General features: G+C 58.3%; 10 protein-coding genes. 4 read left to right on the top strand and 6 right to left on the bottom strand.

Annotated elements, in window-relative coordinates; all coding sequences use genetic code 11:
• Window positions 1-645 precede the first annotated feature (645 nt).
• Window positions 646-3384, top strand: coding sequence for a magnesium-translocating P-type ATPase (gene mgtA / locus ACWKWM_RS17785; protein WP_483847409.1), 2739 nt, complete (start codon window positions 646-648; stop codon window positions 3382-3384).
• Between the two features lie 226 nt (window positions 3385-3610).
• Here mgtA and ACWKWM_RS17780 read toward each other — a convergent pair whose 3' ends face one another.
• Both ACWKWM_RS17780 and ACWKWM_RS17775 read right to left on the bottom strand, forming a co-directional pair.
• Window positions 3611-4789, bottom strand: coding sequence for an acetyl-CoA C-acetyltransferase (locus tag ACWKWM_RS17780; protein WP_483847408.1), 1179 nt, complete (start codon window positions 4787-4789; stop codon window positions 3611-3613).
• Between the two features lie 139 nt (window positions 4790-4928).
• A complete protein-coding gene (locus ACWKWM_RS17775; protein ID WP_483847407.1) occupies window positions 4929-5942 on the bottom strand; it encodes a LacI family DNA-binding transcriptional regulator in 1014 nt (337 codons plus the stop codon).
• 312 nt (window positions 5943-6254) lie between these two features.
• Here ACWKWM_RS17775 and ACWKWM_RS17770 point away from each other — a divergent pair, with 312 nt between their 5' ends.
• Complete coding sequence (locus ACWKWM_RS17770) at window positions 6255-7460, top strand: MFS transporter (protein WP_483847406.1); 1206 nt, start codon at window positions 6255-6257, stop codon at window positions 7458-7460.
• A gap of 9 nt (window positions 7461-7469) precedes the next feature.
• Window positions 7470-7931: a metallophosphoesterase family protein gene (locus ACWKWM_RS17765; RefSeq protein WP_483847405.1), complete on the top strand. Its 462-nt coding sequence runs from the start codon at window positions 7470-7472 to the stop codon at window positions 7929-7931.
• Window positions 7932-8081: 150 nt separating this feature from the next.
• Here ACWKWM_RS17765 and ACWKWM_RS17760 read toward each other — a convergent pair whose 3' ends face one another.
• The 3 genes from ACWKWM_RS17760 to ACWKWM_RS17750 form a co-directional block, all read right to left on the bottom strand.
• Window positions 8082-8873 (bottom strand): substrate-binding domain-containing protein, encoded by a 792-nt coding sequence (locus ACWKWM_RS17760; RefSeq protein ID WP_483847404.1) that lies wholly within the window; start codon window positions 8871-8873, stop codon window positions 8082-8084.
• A 115-nt stretch (window positions 8874-8988) separates the two neighbouring features.
• Window positions 8989-10512: a Fic family protein gene (locus tag ACWKWM_RS17755; RefSeq protein WP_483847403.1), complete on the bottom strand. Its 1524-nt coding sequence runs from the start codon at window positions 10510-10512 to the stop codon at window positions 8989-8991.
• Between the two features lie 117 nt (window positions 10513-10629).
• On the bottom strand, window positions 10630-12552 hold the full coding sequence (locus ACWKWM_RS17750; protein WP_483847402.1) for a HAMP domain-containing methyl-accepting chemotaxis protein: 1923 nt from the start codon (window positions 12550-12552) through the stop codon (window positions 10630-10632).
• Between the two features lie 452 nt (window positions 12553-13004).
• On the opposite strand from ACWKWM_RS17750, the gene ACWKWM_RS17745 reads away from it, so the two are divergent.
• Entirely contained in the window at window positions 13005-14186 is a 1182-nt protein-coding gene (locus ACWKWM_RS17745) for an acyltransferase family protein (protein ID WP_483847401.1), read from the top strand.
• 22 nt (window positions 14187-14208) lie between these two features.
• On the opposite strand, the gene ACWKWM_RS17740 is transcribed toward ACWKWM_RS17745, so the two are convergent.
• Window positions 14209-15447, bottom strand: coding sequence for a TIGR03862 family flavoprotein (locus tag ACWKWM_RS17740; protein ID WP_483847400.1), 1239 nt, complete (start codon window positions 15445-15447; stop codon window positions 14209-14211).
• Window positions 15448-15978: the final 531 nt, after the last annotated feature.

The raw sequence follows: 15978 nt of genomic DNA, 5'->3' as shown, positions 1-15978 counted from the left end.
AGAGCGCCGCACGATCTGGCCTGCCGGGGACTGTCGGCAAACGTTAATACCGTGGGAGCGGACCTGTCCGCGAATAGGCCGGTACAGACGATAAATCCCGGTCCGCTGTACCTCAGCATTCGCGGACAGGTCCGCTCCCACAAGTGCATTTATTCGTCGGTCAGAGCGTTATCAATTACCCGCCCTGTGGCTAATCCTGAACGCTCCCTGAAGACTTTTCCGATACCCCGCGACGGCGCTTTCCTACGGTTTACTCTGAACAAAGCCGGGCGTAATCTTCGCCCGTTTTCAACCAATGCGGAGACCCTCAGTGGGTACTAGTTCGAGTGACAGACGTCAGCCGGTATTGATCACCGGCCAATCCTCGGCACGCTAGCGCGCAGTCTTTTCACTGCCGCCCGCTCGCCGACAACGCGAGAGGCGGCAGCTCGGCAGATTCTGTTCAGGATCTGCTCCTGTCCCTTCTATATGACGCTGACCAAATGCCTGATGGCTGACCTCAAAGTCACCATCAGCGCAACGGACGCGCACGTCTTTTTGGCGTGCGTGCCAACCTGTCATGCCATCGTTCCAAGCGGATCGTGGCGACAGGTCGGCGGTGCCTGCTCAAGGTTTTTGCAAAACCTTCAGCCCAGGGCCATAGCCATGAAAATCACCCTCCTGAAAGAGTTCTTCGCAGGCTTTCTGCAAAATCGGCACATCGCTCGGCACTTCCGCCGGTTGGCGATGCTCGACAGCTTGACCGACACCACCGTCAGCCGCGAAGTGCCGCCGACGCTGGCACAAACCCTCACTCGCGGCGCCAGCAGCGACGCTCAAGCCCTGATCGAGCAACTGGGCAGCCACACCGATGGCCTGACCGATGCCCAGGCACTGACTCTGCGTCAGCAACATGGCCTCAATGAAGTCGAGCACGAACAACCCCTGCCGTGGTGGATGCATCTGTGGCACTGCTACAAAAACCCGTTCAACCTGCTGCTGACCTTGCTGGCGTTGATCTCTTGGCTGACCGAGGACATGAAAGCCGCCACGGTAATTTTCTCGATGGTGCTGCTATCGACGCTGTTGCGGTTCTGGCAGGAAGCCCGTTCCAATCAGGCGGCCGATGCGCTTAAGGCCATGGTCAGCAACACCGCAACGGTGCTTCGTCGCGCTGACGATGACGCCGACTTTGCTCAGACAACCGGCCAATCCCGACGCATCGAGCTGCCAATCAAGCAGTTGGTGCCGGGCGATCTGATCGTGTTGTCCGCCGGCGACATGATCCCCGCCGATTGCCGCGTGCTCAGCGCCAAAGACTTGTTCGTCAGCCAGGCCGCCATGACCGGCGAATCCATGCCCGTGGAGAAGTTTTCCCGTCGGCAAGGCACACACCCGGACACACCGCTGGACCTGGAAAACATCCTGTTCATGGGCACCAACGTGGTGTCCGGCGCAGCGACCGGCGTCATTCTCGCCACAGGCAAAAACACCTACTTCGGGGCGCTGGCCCAGCGTGTCAGCGCCACCGACCGGGCGCCGACTGCGTTTCAGTCCGGGGTCAACAAGGTGAGCTGGTTGTTGATCCGTTTCATGTTCGTGATGGCGCCGCTGGTGCTGTTCATCAACGGCTTCACCAAGGGCGACTGGATGCAGGCGTTGCTGTTCGCACTGTCCATCGCGGTCGGGCTGACCCCGGAAATGCTGCCGATGATCGTGACCTCGACGCTGGCCAAAGGCGCGGTGTTCCTGTCGCGCAAGAAAGTCATCGTCAAGCGCCTGGATGCGATTCAGAACTTCGGCGCCATGGACGTGCTGTGTACCGACAAAACCGGCACGCTGACTCAGGACAAGATTTTTCTGGCACGCCATGTCGATGTCTGGGGCGATGAGTCCGACGATGTGCTGGAAATGGCTTATCTCAACAGCTATTACCAGACCGGCCTGAAAAACCTGCTGGACGTCGCTGTCCTGGAGCACGTCGAGGTCCACGGTGAGCTGCAAGTGGGCACGGCGTTTCGCAAGATCGATGAAGTGCCGTTCGACTTCAATCGGCGCCGGATGTCGGTCGTCGTCGCTGAAAAGGGACATCCGCACCTGCTGGTCTGCAAAGGTGCGCTGGAGGAAGTCCTGAGTGTCTGCACGCGGGTGCGGCATGGCGAAGCTGAGGAGGTGCTGAGCGAAGTGTTGCTGGACCGCATTCTTGAGGTCACGGCCGCTTTCAATGAAGAAGGCCTGCGGGTCGTGGCCGTGGCTGCGCGTTCGATGGAGGCCGGTCGTGAAACCTATGGCCTGGCCGATGAAAGCGACATGACACTGATCGGTTACGTGGCGTTTCTCGATCCGCCCAAAGAAAGCACCGCACCTGCGCTCAAGGCGTTGGCCGAGCATGGCATTGCGGTCAAGGTGCTGACCGGCGACAACGAGCGCGTAACCGCAAAGATCTGCCGCGAAGTGGGCCTTGAACGCCAAGGTTTGCTGTTGGGCGGCGACATCGAGCGCATGAGCGATGCACAACTGGCGGTGGCGGTGGAAACCACCAACGTCTTCGCCAAACTCACACCGTCCCACAAAGAGCGCATCGTGCGTTTACTCAAGGCAAACGGGCATGTGGTGGGTTTCATGGGAGACGGCATCAACGACGCCCCGGCCTTGCGCACCGCCGACATCGGCATTTCAGTGGACAGCGCGGTGGACATCGCCAAAGAGGCGGCCGACATCATTCTGCTGGAGAAAAGTCTGATGGTGCTGGAGGAGGGCGTGTTGGAGGGGCGCAGGACATTCGCCAACATGCTCAAGTACATCAAGATGACCGCCAGCTCCAACTTCGGCAACGTGTTCTCGGTGCTGGTGGCCAGTGCGTTCATTCCGTTTCTGCCGATGCTGCCGATGCACCTGCTGGTGCAAAACCTGCTGTACGACATTTCGCAGATCGCCATCCCGTTCGATAACGTCGACGGCGAGCTGCTGAAAAAGCCACAGCGCTGGCAGCCTTCGGAAGTGGGGCGCTTCATGTTGTTTTTCGGGCCGATCAGTTCAATCTTCGACATCACCACGTTTGCGATCATGTGGTACGTATTCGGCGCCAACACGCCTGAGCATCAGACGCTGTTTCAATCGGGCTGGTTTGTGGTCGGGCTGCTGACGCAAACGCTTGTGGTGCACATGATCCGCACCCCGAAGATCCCGTTCCTGCAAAGCCGCGCGGCCATGCCGTTGATGGTAATGACCGGGGTGATCATGGCGGTGGGGATTTTCCTGCCGATGGGGCCGTTTGCGCACTACTTCAAATTGCAGGCGCTGCCACCGCTGTACTTCGTGATCTTGCCGGTGATCTTGCTGGGGTATGTCGCCCTGACGCAGGCGGTGAAGGGGTTTTATGTAAGGCGGTTTGGGTGGCAGTAGGGTAGCGAGCTGGACTGCTTTTGATTCTGGCCGGAGGCCGTAGGAGTCCAGCTTGCTGACGATCTGCCGGGCACCGGCAGCAAGATCAGGCACATTAGCGCGTCAGACACACCGCATTGGCCGGTTTGCTGCCGGTGCCCGGCAGATCGCTGGCAAGCCAAGCTCCTACGCCCTCTGGGCAGAAGCGGTTTGCCAACTAAGGCCCAAGCCTGCGGGCATAAGCGGTTTACCGCGCCAATGCCAGCGCCACACCCTGACCACCACCAATGCACAGCGTCGCCAAACCCTTCTTGGCGTCGCGCTTGATCATTTCATGCAGCAGGGTTACCAGCACGCGGCAGCCCGACGCACCGATCGGGTGGCCGATGGCGATGGCGCCGCCGTTGACGTTGACCTTGTTCATGTCCCAACCCAGCTCTTTACCCACCGACAGCGACTGCGCGGCAAAGGCTTCGTTGGCTTCGATCAGGTCCAGTTCTTCAAGCGACCAGCCGGCCTTGTCCAGACAGCGACGCGTTGCGCTCACCGGGCCGATGCCCATGATGGCCGGATCGACACCGGCGTTGGCGTAGGCCGCGATGCGCGCCAACACCGGCAGGCCCAATTCCTCTGCTTTCGAAGCGCTCATCAGGATCACTGCTGCAGCGCCATCGTTCAGCGACGAAGCATTGCCCGCCGTTACGGTGCCGTCTTTCTTGAAGGCCGGTTTGAGCCTGGCCAGCGATTCGGCGGTGGTGCCGGCGCGTGGTTGTTCATCGGTGGCGAAGGACAACGGATCGCCCTTGCGCTGAGGAATCAGGATCGGGGTGATTTCATCGACGAAACGCCCCGCTTCGATGGCGGCGGTGGCTTTCTGCTGCGAAGACGCTGCAAACGCATCTTGCGCCTCACGGGTGATGTCGTACTTCTCCGACAGGTTCTCGGCGGTGATGCCCATGTGGTAATCGTTGAACGCATCCCACAGACCGTCGCTGATCATCGTGTCGATCATGGTGGCGTGCCCCATGCGCAAGCCAGTGCGCGCGCCGGGCATGACGTAGTTGGACAGGCTCATGTTTTCCTGGCCGCCGGCAATGATGATGTCGGCGTCACCGCAGCGAATCGCCTGGGTCGCCAGATGCAGCGCCTTGAGACCCGAGCCGCAGACCTTGTTCAGTGTCATCGCCGGGACGGCAAAGGGCAGCCCGGCCTTGATCGAGGCCTGGCGCGCGGGATTTTGCCCTGCGCCTGCGGTCAGCACCTGGCCCATGATGACTTCGTCGACAAGCGAACCGTCGAGACCGGTCTGGGCCAGCAATTGGCGGATGACGGCAGCGCCGAGATCAACTGCGGGAATATGCGCCAGAGAGCCCTGGAAACTGCCGACCGCGGTGCGGGTGGCGGCAACGATAACGACGTCCTGCATGGTACGAATCCTCACTGTTATTGGTATCGCGCTCAGGCCTGGGGCTGCACAACAGAAGAGCAGCCGGTCTGGGCGCCGTAATCAAGGGCGCCCATGTTGGCATGAATGGGCCGTGGGACTTAAACCCTTTGTCGCCTGCTCAGCCTGCGCCATTCTCCAGTTCGCCCACAATCACCACTTTGCTTTTGGGCAGGGCCCGGTCCTGAATCCGCTCCAGCAACATGCGCACTGCGCTGCTGCCCGCCAGAGAAGCGTCGTGAGCGATGCAAGCGATGGGGATACCGAAGATGTCACCAAAGGGCAGGCGATCGATCCCGCAAATGGTCACGTCCTGGTGGCTGATGTTCTGATCGCGCAGGGCTTTCATCGCGCCAAGGGTAATCAGCTGATTGAAGCCGAAAATCGCGTCGGGCCGGGGCTGTTCGCGCAGGTAGCGCAGCGTGCTCTGGTACGAAGGCTCCAAGGTGTAATCCCCCGCAAACACATGCAGCTGCACCGTTTTGCCGGTCTCGCCCAGCGCCGCTTTCACGCCTTTGAGTCGCTCCTCGGAGATGCGCGAGTGTGCAGGGCCGGTCAATACCAGCAGGCGCTGCATGCCTGGATTTTGCGCCAACAGGTAGCGCGCGCCCTTCAAGCCGCTGTGGTAGTTGTCCAGCACCACATGGCTGAACGGACTGTCGTGCACTGCGCGATCAAGTTGTACAACCGGCATGTCGCCGTTACTCAAGCGGGAGAGATACCCCGGCTGGTATTCAGGCTCGTCCGATACCGGCGAAAGCACGATCCCGGCCACGCGATAACTGAGCAGCGTATCGACCGCCTTGCTTTCCAGCTCTTCAGAGCCGTCTGTGTCCACCAGCATGATGGTGTAGCCATGCTTTTTGGCTTCGCGGGAAATAGCCTTGATCATCTCGCTGTAGAAAGGGTTATCCACAGAAGCCGTTATCACGCCGATGATCATGCTTTCGCTGCGTTTGAGGCTGCGAGCGAACGCGTTCGGGACGTAATCGAGTTCCTGGGCCACTTCAAGAATGCGCGCCAAGGTGGCCGGCTTGACCAGATCGGGCTTGTTTAGCGCTCGCGAAACGGTGACCGGCGTCATGTTCACGCGCCGCGCGATATCAGTAATGGTGACGGGTGTTTTCTTGGTCATGGGCGGCTGGCTGCCTGAAATCGAAATAACATGCGGGGCAGTCACTTTCGTTATGTTGTTGCGCAAGGCTAGCACGCTAATAGAATCACCTGCTGCCCCGATTGTTCAAATGTCATCGTTTACATACGGGTTCGGAAGGCTCTTGTTGGAGCGAGGCTTGCCCGCGAAGCCGGTTGCTTATTCTCGAAATCCTAAGATATCGATGCATCTCCGCGAGCAAGCCTCGCTCCAACGGGATGAAATTTTATTTCCAGTTTTGGCCAGGCATCCGTGGATAATGGCCGCCCCTTTTCAACTTCTCAGGGAGACCCCATGACCCAGGCCGCCTCATCTTCAACGCGCGACTTCATCCTGGTGGCGTGCGCGCTGTTGATTGCCATGGTGGGCACGACCCTGCCGACGCCGCTGTATGCCATTTACCAGCAACGCCTGGGTTTTGATGCGAGCTGGGTGACGATTATTTTCTCTATTTATGCAGCGGGCGTGATCGCGGCATTGCTGGCAGTGGGGAGCTGGTCGGATCAATTGGGACGCAAACCGCTGCTGTGTGCCGGGCTGTTAATGGGCGCGATCAGCGCGGTGGTGTTCCTTTTCAGTGACTCCATCGCCGGACTGCTAATCGGTCGGCTGTTCTCCGGGTTCTCTGCCGGAATTATGACCGGCACCGCAACTGTCGCAGTGATCGAGCTGGCGCCAAAACGCTGGAGCAAAAGCGCGACGCTGATCGCCACCGCCGCGAACATGTTTGGACTGGGGCTTGGCCCGCTGCTGGCCGGGATCACTTCGCAGTACCTGCCAGACCCGCTGCATCTGATTTTCTACGTGCACCTGGCGTTTCTGTTGTTGGCCGTGATCGGTGTCTTGTCGGCTCGTGAAACCGTTACTCGGCCCGAGACGCTGCACCTGAGGATCCAAAAGCCTTCGATTCCGGCTTCTGTGCGTAGCGTGTTCATCCCCGCTTCGATTGCAGGGCTCGCCGGTTTCAGCGTTGCCGGGCTGTTCACCAGCATGGTGCCGTCGCTGATGATTCAGGTGATGGAGCAAACCGGCGGGCTGCTGATTGGCGCGGTGATTGGGCTATTCTTCGTGGCATCCGTTGTGGGGCAGGCGTCGCTGCAATGGGTACCGGCGCAGCGGCACATGACACTGGGTTGCCTGGCGTTGATCGTCGGTATGATTTGCCTGGGGCTGAGCATTCTCACTGCGCAGGTGCTGCTGTTGGTGCTGGCGGGTTTCATCGCCGGGATGGGGCAGGGCATGATCTTCCGTGCGGGCATGGGGGCGGTGAGCGCGAAGAGTCCGCCGGACCACAAAGCGGCCGTGACCTCCGCTTACTTTGTGGTGATGTACATCTCGATTTCTGTCCCGGTGATCGCCGTAGGCTTCAGTGTTCATACGTTTGGCTTGCGTCACGTCGGCGAGTTCTTCGCGTCACTGGTTGCAGTGATCGCGTTGCTGGCGATGATCAGCATGAAACGCGTGCAGGCGCGGCAGCACGCCGTTTCGCCTCAGGGGTAATCAATCAGCATGAAAATCGGCCTGATTTCCGACACCCATGGTCTGCTGCGACCGCAGGCGCTTATCCCGTTGCAGGGTTGTGACCGGATCATTCACGGGGGTGACATAGGCAAGCCCGAGATCCTCGATGCATTACGTGCGATCGCGCCGCTGACGGTGGTGCGAGGCAATAACGACACCGACGATGCGTGGGCCCGCGACGTGCCGTATGAGGCTGTGTTGCGGGTGGGCGGGGTGGCGATTTACGTCACGCACATACTGGCCGACGTGCCGGAAACGCTGCCGGCAGATGTCCGAGTGGTGGTCACTGGGCATTCACATAAGCCGTTGCAGGAAGTGCGTCATGGGGTGCTGTTCATCAACCCAGGCAGCGCTGGGCCGCGGCGTTTCAAACTGCCGATTACGGTGGGGATGTTGCACATCGAAGGTGAAGACGTGCGGGGCGAATTGATCGAGTTGGCGCTGGATTGATCGACGCATCACGCGACTAATTTCCTGTGGGAGGGAGCTTGCTCGCGATTAGGCCTGTGCATCCAACGCTTCTTGGTGCCTGGCCCGCACTCATCGCGAGCAAGCTCCCTCCCACAGATTCGAAAGAGCCGCTACAGCGAAAAGATCGGTTTACTTCGCAATCGGGTCCAGCCCGCTGGTCTTGACTGCCGCCGCCGCAGCGCTCGAGCCCAGGTAGTCCACCAGCGCTTTGGCTTGTTCCGGATGCTTGCTCTGGCTGACGACACCCGCCGAATACAGGGTCATCTGCTGGGCTTGGTCAGGGATCAGACCCACGATGTCGATACCCTCCACTGGCTTGAGTTCGCTCAATTGTTGAAAGCCGATTTCCGCGTCGCCACGGGCGATCACCTCGCCCACGGGCGTTGCAGGAATCATGTGGCTCTTGTCTTTGATCCGGTCAGCGATGTGCATCTGAGTGAACAATACGCGTGACAGGTAAACGCCGCTGGCGCTGTCGGAGTAGGCAATGGTTTTGGCGTTCAACAGCGTTTCCTTGAACGCCTCCATGGTGCTGATATCCGGTTTCGGCGCGCCGTGTCGAACGGCCATGGCGATGTAGGATTTGCCGATATCCACGCGGGTTTTCGGATCGACCTGGCCGTCCTTGATCAATTTGTCCAGCGCAGAGCCCACCATCAGTACCACGTCGGCAGGCTCACGACGTGCCAGCCGGTTAGGAATCGCCTGGGGTGTAGCGCCCATCGACGGCGCCACTTCCGGTATCAACTTCACACCCACGCGTTGCTCGTACTCCGGGGTGATGGCCTGGAATGCACCCATGATTCCGCCGGAACTCAGCACGATCAATTGAACTGGGGCGGGGGCGGTGGCGGCATGAACGAAGGCGACAGGGACGAAAGTGATGGCGGCAGACAGCAGATAGGGCAGGACTTTTTTCATGAATATGAACCCGGCAATGATGAATTTGATTCTGAATAAGAAGATGAAAACAGCGCGGGCAGTATGTGGGAAAAGGACGCCGAGTGAATCCCTTTCTTGAGTACGTCAGGCATCTCTAACGCAGATACCGCTGCACGACCTCGACGATCTCTTTCAGGATTGCGTCGTCAGCCAGTAGCGGATATTGCTTGAGAAGTTTGTTGCTGACGTGTTCTCCAGATTGATGGATGGAGCGGATTATTCGGTCAATGTCCGCATCCGGGCCTTCCACAATATTTTTGATCGCCTCGCGCAGCAGATAGTGATCACGAAGAATGCTCGCTTCATCACGCATCTCCTTGTCGACGGTCTGGCGAATCACCCTTGCCATGTATTCGCAGTGGGAGGTCATGTCGATATACCGCCACGCAGGGCCGGTCGCGTCGTAACCTTCGTACTTCAGGTTTGACTCGACACCGTCCTGGTATTTCACGTAGTTGTCGAAATGCACCTCGCTTTCGATGGCCTGCATCAAAGGTCGGGAAAACTCGTCAAGCACCTGATCGTAGTTTTGCGGACGAAGACTGTGATCTTGCATAACCGCCGATACAGGGAGGATGTAGGGCGCGGGAAGGTAGTGATCTCGTCGCAATATGTCGTTCACCAGAAAACGTGAGATACGACCGTTGCCGTCGCTGAGTGGGTGTATATAAACGAATCCAAATGAAATCGCCGCAGCTCTCAAGATCGACGATCTGCCACGGGTTTTTCTCTCGAAATTCATGAGCCCGTCGAGCATCCCTTCAACCTGCTGCCAGCCCGGCGCCAGGTAATGCAAAACGTTCTGGAACCCTCGCGTCTGCCCAACAAATACCGGGGACTTTCGAATACCGTAAGACAGCGCCCTTGGACCCAAAATCGCCTGTTGAATCGACTCAATCTGATCAGCACTCAGCGGCGGCTGGCCCTGACCGCAGCGTTGCTCCATGACTGCAGCGAAGCGTTTGATGCGGTCGACTTTTTGTTCTTCATGCTCAATGGCAAAACTGGATTTGCTTTCCTTGATGGTCAGCCAGACGGCGCTGCGCAACAAAGTGTCTGGTCCGAACTCGACCCCGAGCAGCGCAAGTGCTGCATCCAGATCGTATTGGATAAGCTCGATCAGGGCGGGAGTGATCCGGATCATCGGACAAAAAGCAGGAGTGCCGGGTAGATTGTCGACAATTCGCCAGCGAGTGTTTCGCGAAGGATTGACGCTGGTCAGGTAGAGCTTCTCGTCCAGCAAGGGGACATAGTTGCCTTTGTTCAAATCGTCACGAGCTAATGTTTTTTGAGTCAGCCACTCGTACAAAAAACAGGCTTTTCTAGCATATTGGCCGGTGGGTTCCGCATCAATCCACTGCTCAAGCTCGGCAGGATCAATCGTTGAGAATAATCTCGCCAGACACTCCAGATGGATAGGCTCGCGCTTAAACGCAAACGTAAGATGCTCGCTCAGGGTGGGGCCTGGCTGATATTGGGCGGGGAAGGTTTGTTCTGTAACGCCATCGGAGGTGACGTCTTTGCGGCTGCTGCCAATGTGGCTGCGGACCTTTAGCGGTTGGCAGAGTGCGATGCGGTAGGTGTGGATCAGCCATGCATAGCCTGCAAGATTGCTCATCGGAGCCTCTTAAAACCGTTAAAGACTCGCCATTATTATTAAAAAAACAACTTACGTCCTCAAAATGATTAAAAAGCCCCTGCGCTGGGCATCACAACCCAGCACAGGTAGCGAAGATCAAACTTTGAAATGACTCACGAGCATTTGCAACTGATTACCCAAGCGGGCGAGTTCGACGCTGGAGGCGGCGGTCTCTTCGCTGGCGGCGGCGGTCTGTTCGGAGACGTCACGCACATTGAGGATGCTGCGGCTGATTTCTTCGGCCACCGAGCTTTGCTGTTCGGCAGCGGCGGCGATTTGCTGGTTCATCGCCTGAATGTTGGAAACGGTCTGGGTGATGCTGTTGAGCGACGTACCCGCTTTGCGGGTCAGGGCGACGCTGCTGTCGGTCAGGTTACGACTGCTCAACATGATGTCAGACACCTGCCGCGTACCGTTCTGCAGACCGGCCACCAGGCCCTCGATCTCTTCGGTGGACTGCTGAGTGCGCTGGGCCAGGCCTCGGACTTCATCGGCCACCACCGCAAAACCACGACCGGCTTCACCGGCGCGGGCAGCTTCGATGGCGGCGTTGAGCGCCAACAGATTGGTTTGCTGAGCGACTGCCTTGATCACGTCCATCACTTTGCCGATCTTGTCGCTTTCCTGCTCCAGCACTGTCATTGCTTCGGTCGAACGACCTACTTCATTGGCCAGTTTTTCGATCTGGGCGATGGCTTCGCCGACGACTTTATCGCCGTCGCGGGCCTGTTGATCTGCGGCAGATGCGGCAACCGATGCCTGTTCGGCGTTGCGCGCGACTTCCTGCACGGTGGCCGACATTTCATGCATCGCGGTGGCCACCTGATCGGTCTCGACCTTCTGGCTGTTAACGCCGGCGCTGGTCTGCTCAGTGACGGCCGATAATTCTTCGGCGGCGCTGGCGATTTGCGTCACGCTGTCGCGGATGCCGCCGATCAGGTCGCGCAAGGTCGCGCCCATGCGCTGAATGCCTTGTTGCAGCACACCGATTTCGTCGCGGCGGGTTACCACCAGCGTTTGTGAAAGATCGCCCGAGGCGATGCGATCAACCACGGCCAGGGTCTGCTGCAACGGACGGGTGATTTGTCGCGTAATGATGAGCGCCGCCAACGTGCCAAAAATCAGCGCCAGCAGGGTGACGCCGATCTGCAGGTTCCGTGCATTCTGGCTGTCCTGGTCTCGCAGGGATTGCTGAAGTCCTTGCAGCTCACCGTTGAGTTTGACGATGGCCGCGCCTTCATCGGTCATTTCGGTGCGTGCAGTGACAATCTGACTGTTGGCTGCCTGGAAACCCTGTACCGAGGTGCGGTAGTTCAACAGCGCAGCTTCCAGTTGCTTGAGGCGATCGGCCTGAGTATCGGCGAAGGCGGCTTTAAGAGGACTCATGCCGCTGATCGCGGTTTCCAGCTGACGCAGCGCGGTCTCTTCAGTCTTGGCGTTCGGGCTGGCAGTAAAGCCACGCACTTCGTAACGCACCAGCATCAGGTCTTCCTTGGCCTTGATGATTGCCTGGTATTGAGCGAAACGGCGTTCATCGGTCGCTTCAAGGCGCATGACATCGTCGTTGATGGCGTTGATCAGTTCTGCGCCTTTGACAGCATTCACGCCCATTTCGGCGCGAACGCTGGTGCTGGTGCGATAGCCGTCGCGCATCTTTTCCAGCGATTTCTGATAGGCATCCGTCTGTTCGGCCAACGCTTTCAACGGCTTTACATTAAGCGGATTGGTAAAGCGGGCTGTCAGCGATTGCTGCAGGGTCTTGTAAGCGTCCATCGCGTTCTGCACCGCCTGGGCTGCAGTGTCATCGCCATTGGCGATCATGTATTGCAGGCGGGTGACACGCAGTTTGGTCAGTTGATCGCTGAGATCGGAGATATCGTTCATCCGCTCACTGCGTTCAATCATGCTGCTCAGACTGGTCCAGCCGGTCAGCGCGAGCAGGGCAGTAAAAAACAGTACGATGCCAAAGCCAAGCGCCAATTTCATGTTGACGCTGATGTTTGCAAACCAGCTATTCATCCAAAACCTCCAGAGTTTCAATTTTGCTAATCAAGCGGCTGGAAGGTTGTTTTTGTTCAAGCCAGCAGAGTGTTCACGTCGTCATGGCTATCGGCTGGGGTTTGAATATCTGAATACGCGCCGTCAGAAAATAGCGTGTCAATTTCAAAGAGTAGGGGTTGGCGCTGCGTTAGATAGACGTGGCCCGGGTCCCGGCGCTTTAAAAAAAGCTCAACGCTGACAAACCTTTGGCTTGCGGGCCGCAGATTCACCACCGATATCCCCCGTGATTCATCCTGATTATCGCGGCAGGTCGTGCTCTGCAAATACTGGCGTCAACATTCCAGTGGTGAATGTATCGGGGATGAAATAATTCAACTGTTTGCCTATCGCCGAAGGAAATAACGTGTGCACTGGCCGCTCTCTCCAGCCTTACCGACCAAGCTTCCACGGACCCGCAAGGATGTCGCTTTATGAAACCTGCTCAGCGCTTTACGACACTCGACAGCTTTAGGGGCGTCTGCGCTCTGTTGGTGGTTTTTTATCATTTGCACGTCGTGGGCTCGTTCACCGAGCTTCCATTTTTTCGCCATGCCGAAGTACTGCTGAACTTCTTCTTCGTGCTGAGCGGTTTTGTGCTGGCGCACACTTACGGCATGAAGGCCCATTTAACGTTCAGGTCGTTTTTCATCTCTCGAATGTTCCGGCTTTATCCGCTGCATCTGGTGATGCTGGCGGTGTTCATCACGTTTGAGCTGGTGCGCTGGACTGCGTACAAAAAGGGCTTTTATTTCAATAATGTCCCGTTCACCGGACTTTTTGCACCGTCGGAAATCTTGCCTAATCTGCTGCTGGTTCAAGCCTGGACCACGCTGACTGAAACCATGTCGTTCAACTATCCATCCTGGACCATCAGCATCGAGTTCTACATCTACATGCTGTTTGGCGGCTTGTGCATGTTCGCGATGAGGACGCGATTTGCGCTGTTTGCCTGTGTTTCGCTCTTTGCCTTCTTGCTGATTTTCAGCGGCAGTGACTTGCTGGTGGAACGTGCGCTGCAAGGGCTCTCGTGCTTCTTCGCGGGTAACGTGACGTACGTGGCTTATTTGCAAATTCGCGACAAATTCATACCGACGTTGTGGCTGATGACTGTTTTGGAATGCGTGCTGATGTACGCCACGTACTTGATCGTCATGACTGATTTCGAATACCGCTCTCCCATCGGCGGCCTGTTCTTCTGCGGGCTGGTGCTGCTGTTCGCCTTTGAAGGCGGGCTGGTGTCGACGTTTCTAAAGACGCGCTTTTTCGTGCTGCTGGGCAAACTGTCGTATTCGATCTACATGACTCACGCGGCGCTACTGTTCTGCTTGTCGACAGTGTTCATCGTCGCGCAAAAACTCACGGGCCGCGAACTGGCGCCGATGATCAACGGGCAGCGGTTCATGGATACAGGATCGTTTTGGGCCAATAACCTGATGGTGATCGCTGTTGTGATCGCAGCACTTTGCATTGCCGCGCTCGCGCATAAATACATCGAAATGAAGGGTTATGAGCTGGGCAAGCGGTTCGCTGCTCGCAGTGCGGCGAAGGCTGCGGCTGCGCAGGTTCAACTGGACGCCACGAACCTCAAGCAACGGCTGGACCGCACGGCCTGACTGTCTGGACGGTTGCCGCGACTCAGTCGCGGCGCAGCCACTCCAGCATGCCCAGAGCGGCGGCTCGCCCGCTGGCAAAACAGGCTGTCAGCAAATAGCCGCCAGTGGGCGCTTCCCAGTCGAGCATTTCGCCAGCGCAGAATATCCCGGGCAATGCAGTGAGCATCAAGCGTTGATCCAGCACTTCAAATGGCACACCGCCTGCGGTGCTGATGGCTTCGTCCAAGGGGCGGGGTTTGATCAGCGTCAGTGGCAACGCTTTGAGCGCCTGCGCCAGTAATGCCGGATCGGCGAACGCGCTGGCGGGCGCCAATTCCCGCAGCAGCGCTGCCTTTGCGCCGTCCAGGTTGAGTTGGCTGTGCAGATGCTTGGACATCGAGCGCGAGCCGCGAGGTTTGCTCAAAGCTTTTTCAACATCGCCTAGCGCTTTGCCAGGTAGAAGGTCAATTTCAATGGTCGTCGAGCCCTGCTGATTGATCGCCTCACGAATCTGCGCAGACAAGGCGTAAATCAGGCTGCCCTCCACGCCGGTTTCGGTGAGTACACATTCGCCCAATCGCAGGGGATGGCCTTGCAGGCCGATGGCGATGTTCTTCAATGGCGCGCCGGCAAACTTACTGCGCAGCAACCCGCTCCAGGACGCGACTTCGAAACCGCAATTGGCCGCCTGGAGCGGCGCGAGCGCGATGCCTTGCGCTTTAAGCAGTTCAACCCATGCGCCATCGGAACCCAGTCGTGCCCAACTGCCTCCGCCCAAGGCCAGCAAGGTGGCGTTCGGCTTTACGGCCAACTCGCCATCGAGGTTGGCAATCCTCAGGCTGCGATCTTGGTTCCAGCCCAGCCAGCGATGGCGGGTGTGGATAACTACGCCGCCTTCACGCAGACGTTTGAGCCAGGCGCGCAGCAGCGGGGCGGCCTTCATGTCGGTGGGGAAGACCCGGCCGGAGCTGCCGATGAACGTCTCGATCCCCAGTCCCTGAATCCATTCGCACAATGCGTCGGCGTCAAAGCTACGTAACAGCTGCGCAATCATCGGCGCGCGCTCGCCATAGCGCGACACGAAAGCCGGATACGCCTCGGAATGGGTGATGTTCATGCCGCCAACGCCCGCCAGCAAAAACTTGCGACCCACCGATGGCATGGCGTCGTAGATATCCACTTTGATGCCAGCTTGACTCAGCACTTCGGCGGCCATAAGGCCAGTAGGGCCGCCGCCGATAATGGCAACCGATTGAGAAGGTGAGGGGGCTTTCGTGGTCATGGCGCGCTGCGGACTGGCAAACAAGGTCGCGCATTCTACCCGACGCCCACAACAAACGAGCGACCTGTGGACAACTATTGAGCAAAAAATGTACAGCGCCCGCCAGGGCCCGCGCTAGCAGGGGGACAACGCGTTGCGCTCAGGTTATCCACAGCCCGCTCCACAGCGAATGTGGGTAAGTAACGACAATATGTTGGAGCGAGGCTTGCCTGCGAAGCTGAGGGCACGGAGGGTCAGTTGAAACCGGGGCGCTAGCTTCGCGGGCAAGCCTCGCTCCAACAAAGTTCGCGTCAGCCCACACAATCAGCAGCACCTCAGATCTAAAGTGGGGGCGGACCTGTCCGCGAATGCAGTGTTTCAGGCACTAGAGATAGGTTGGATGTCCCGGCCCCTTCGCGGACAGGTCCGCTCCCACGGGATCTGGTTCGGCTCTGGATTTGCCGAGTCCCACCATTTCGCGGGCAAGCCTCGCTCCAACAAAGTTCGCGTCAGCCCACACAATCAGCAGCACCTCAGATCTAAAGTGGGGGC

Source organism: Pseudomonas rosaeacicularis (assembly GCF_057128745.1).
This window is presented reverse-complemented; position numbering and strand designations above follow the sequence as displayed.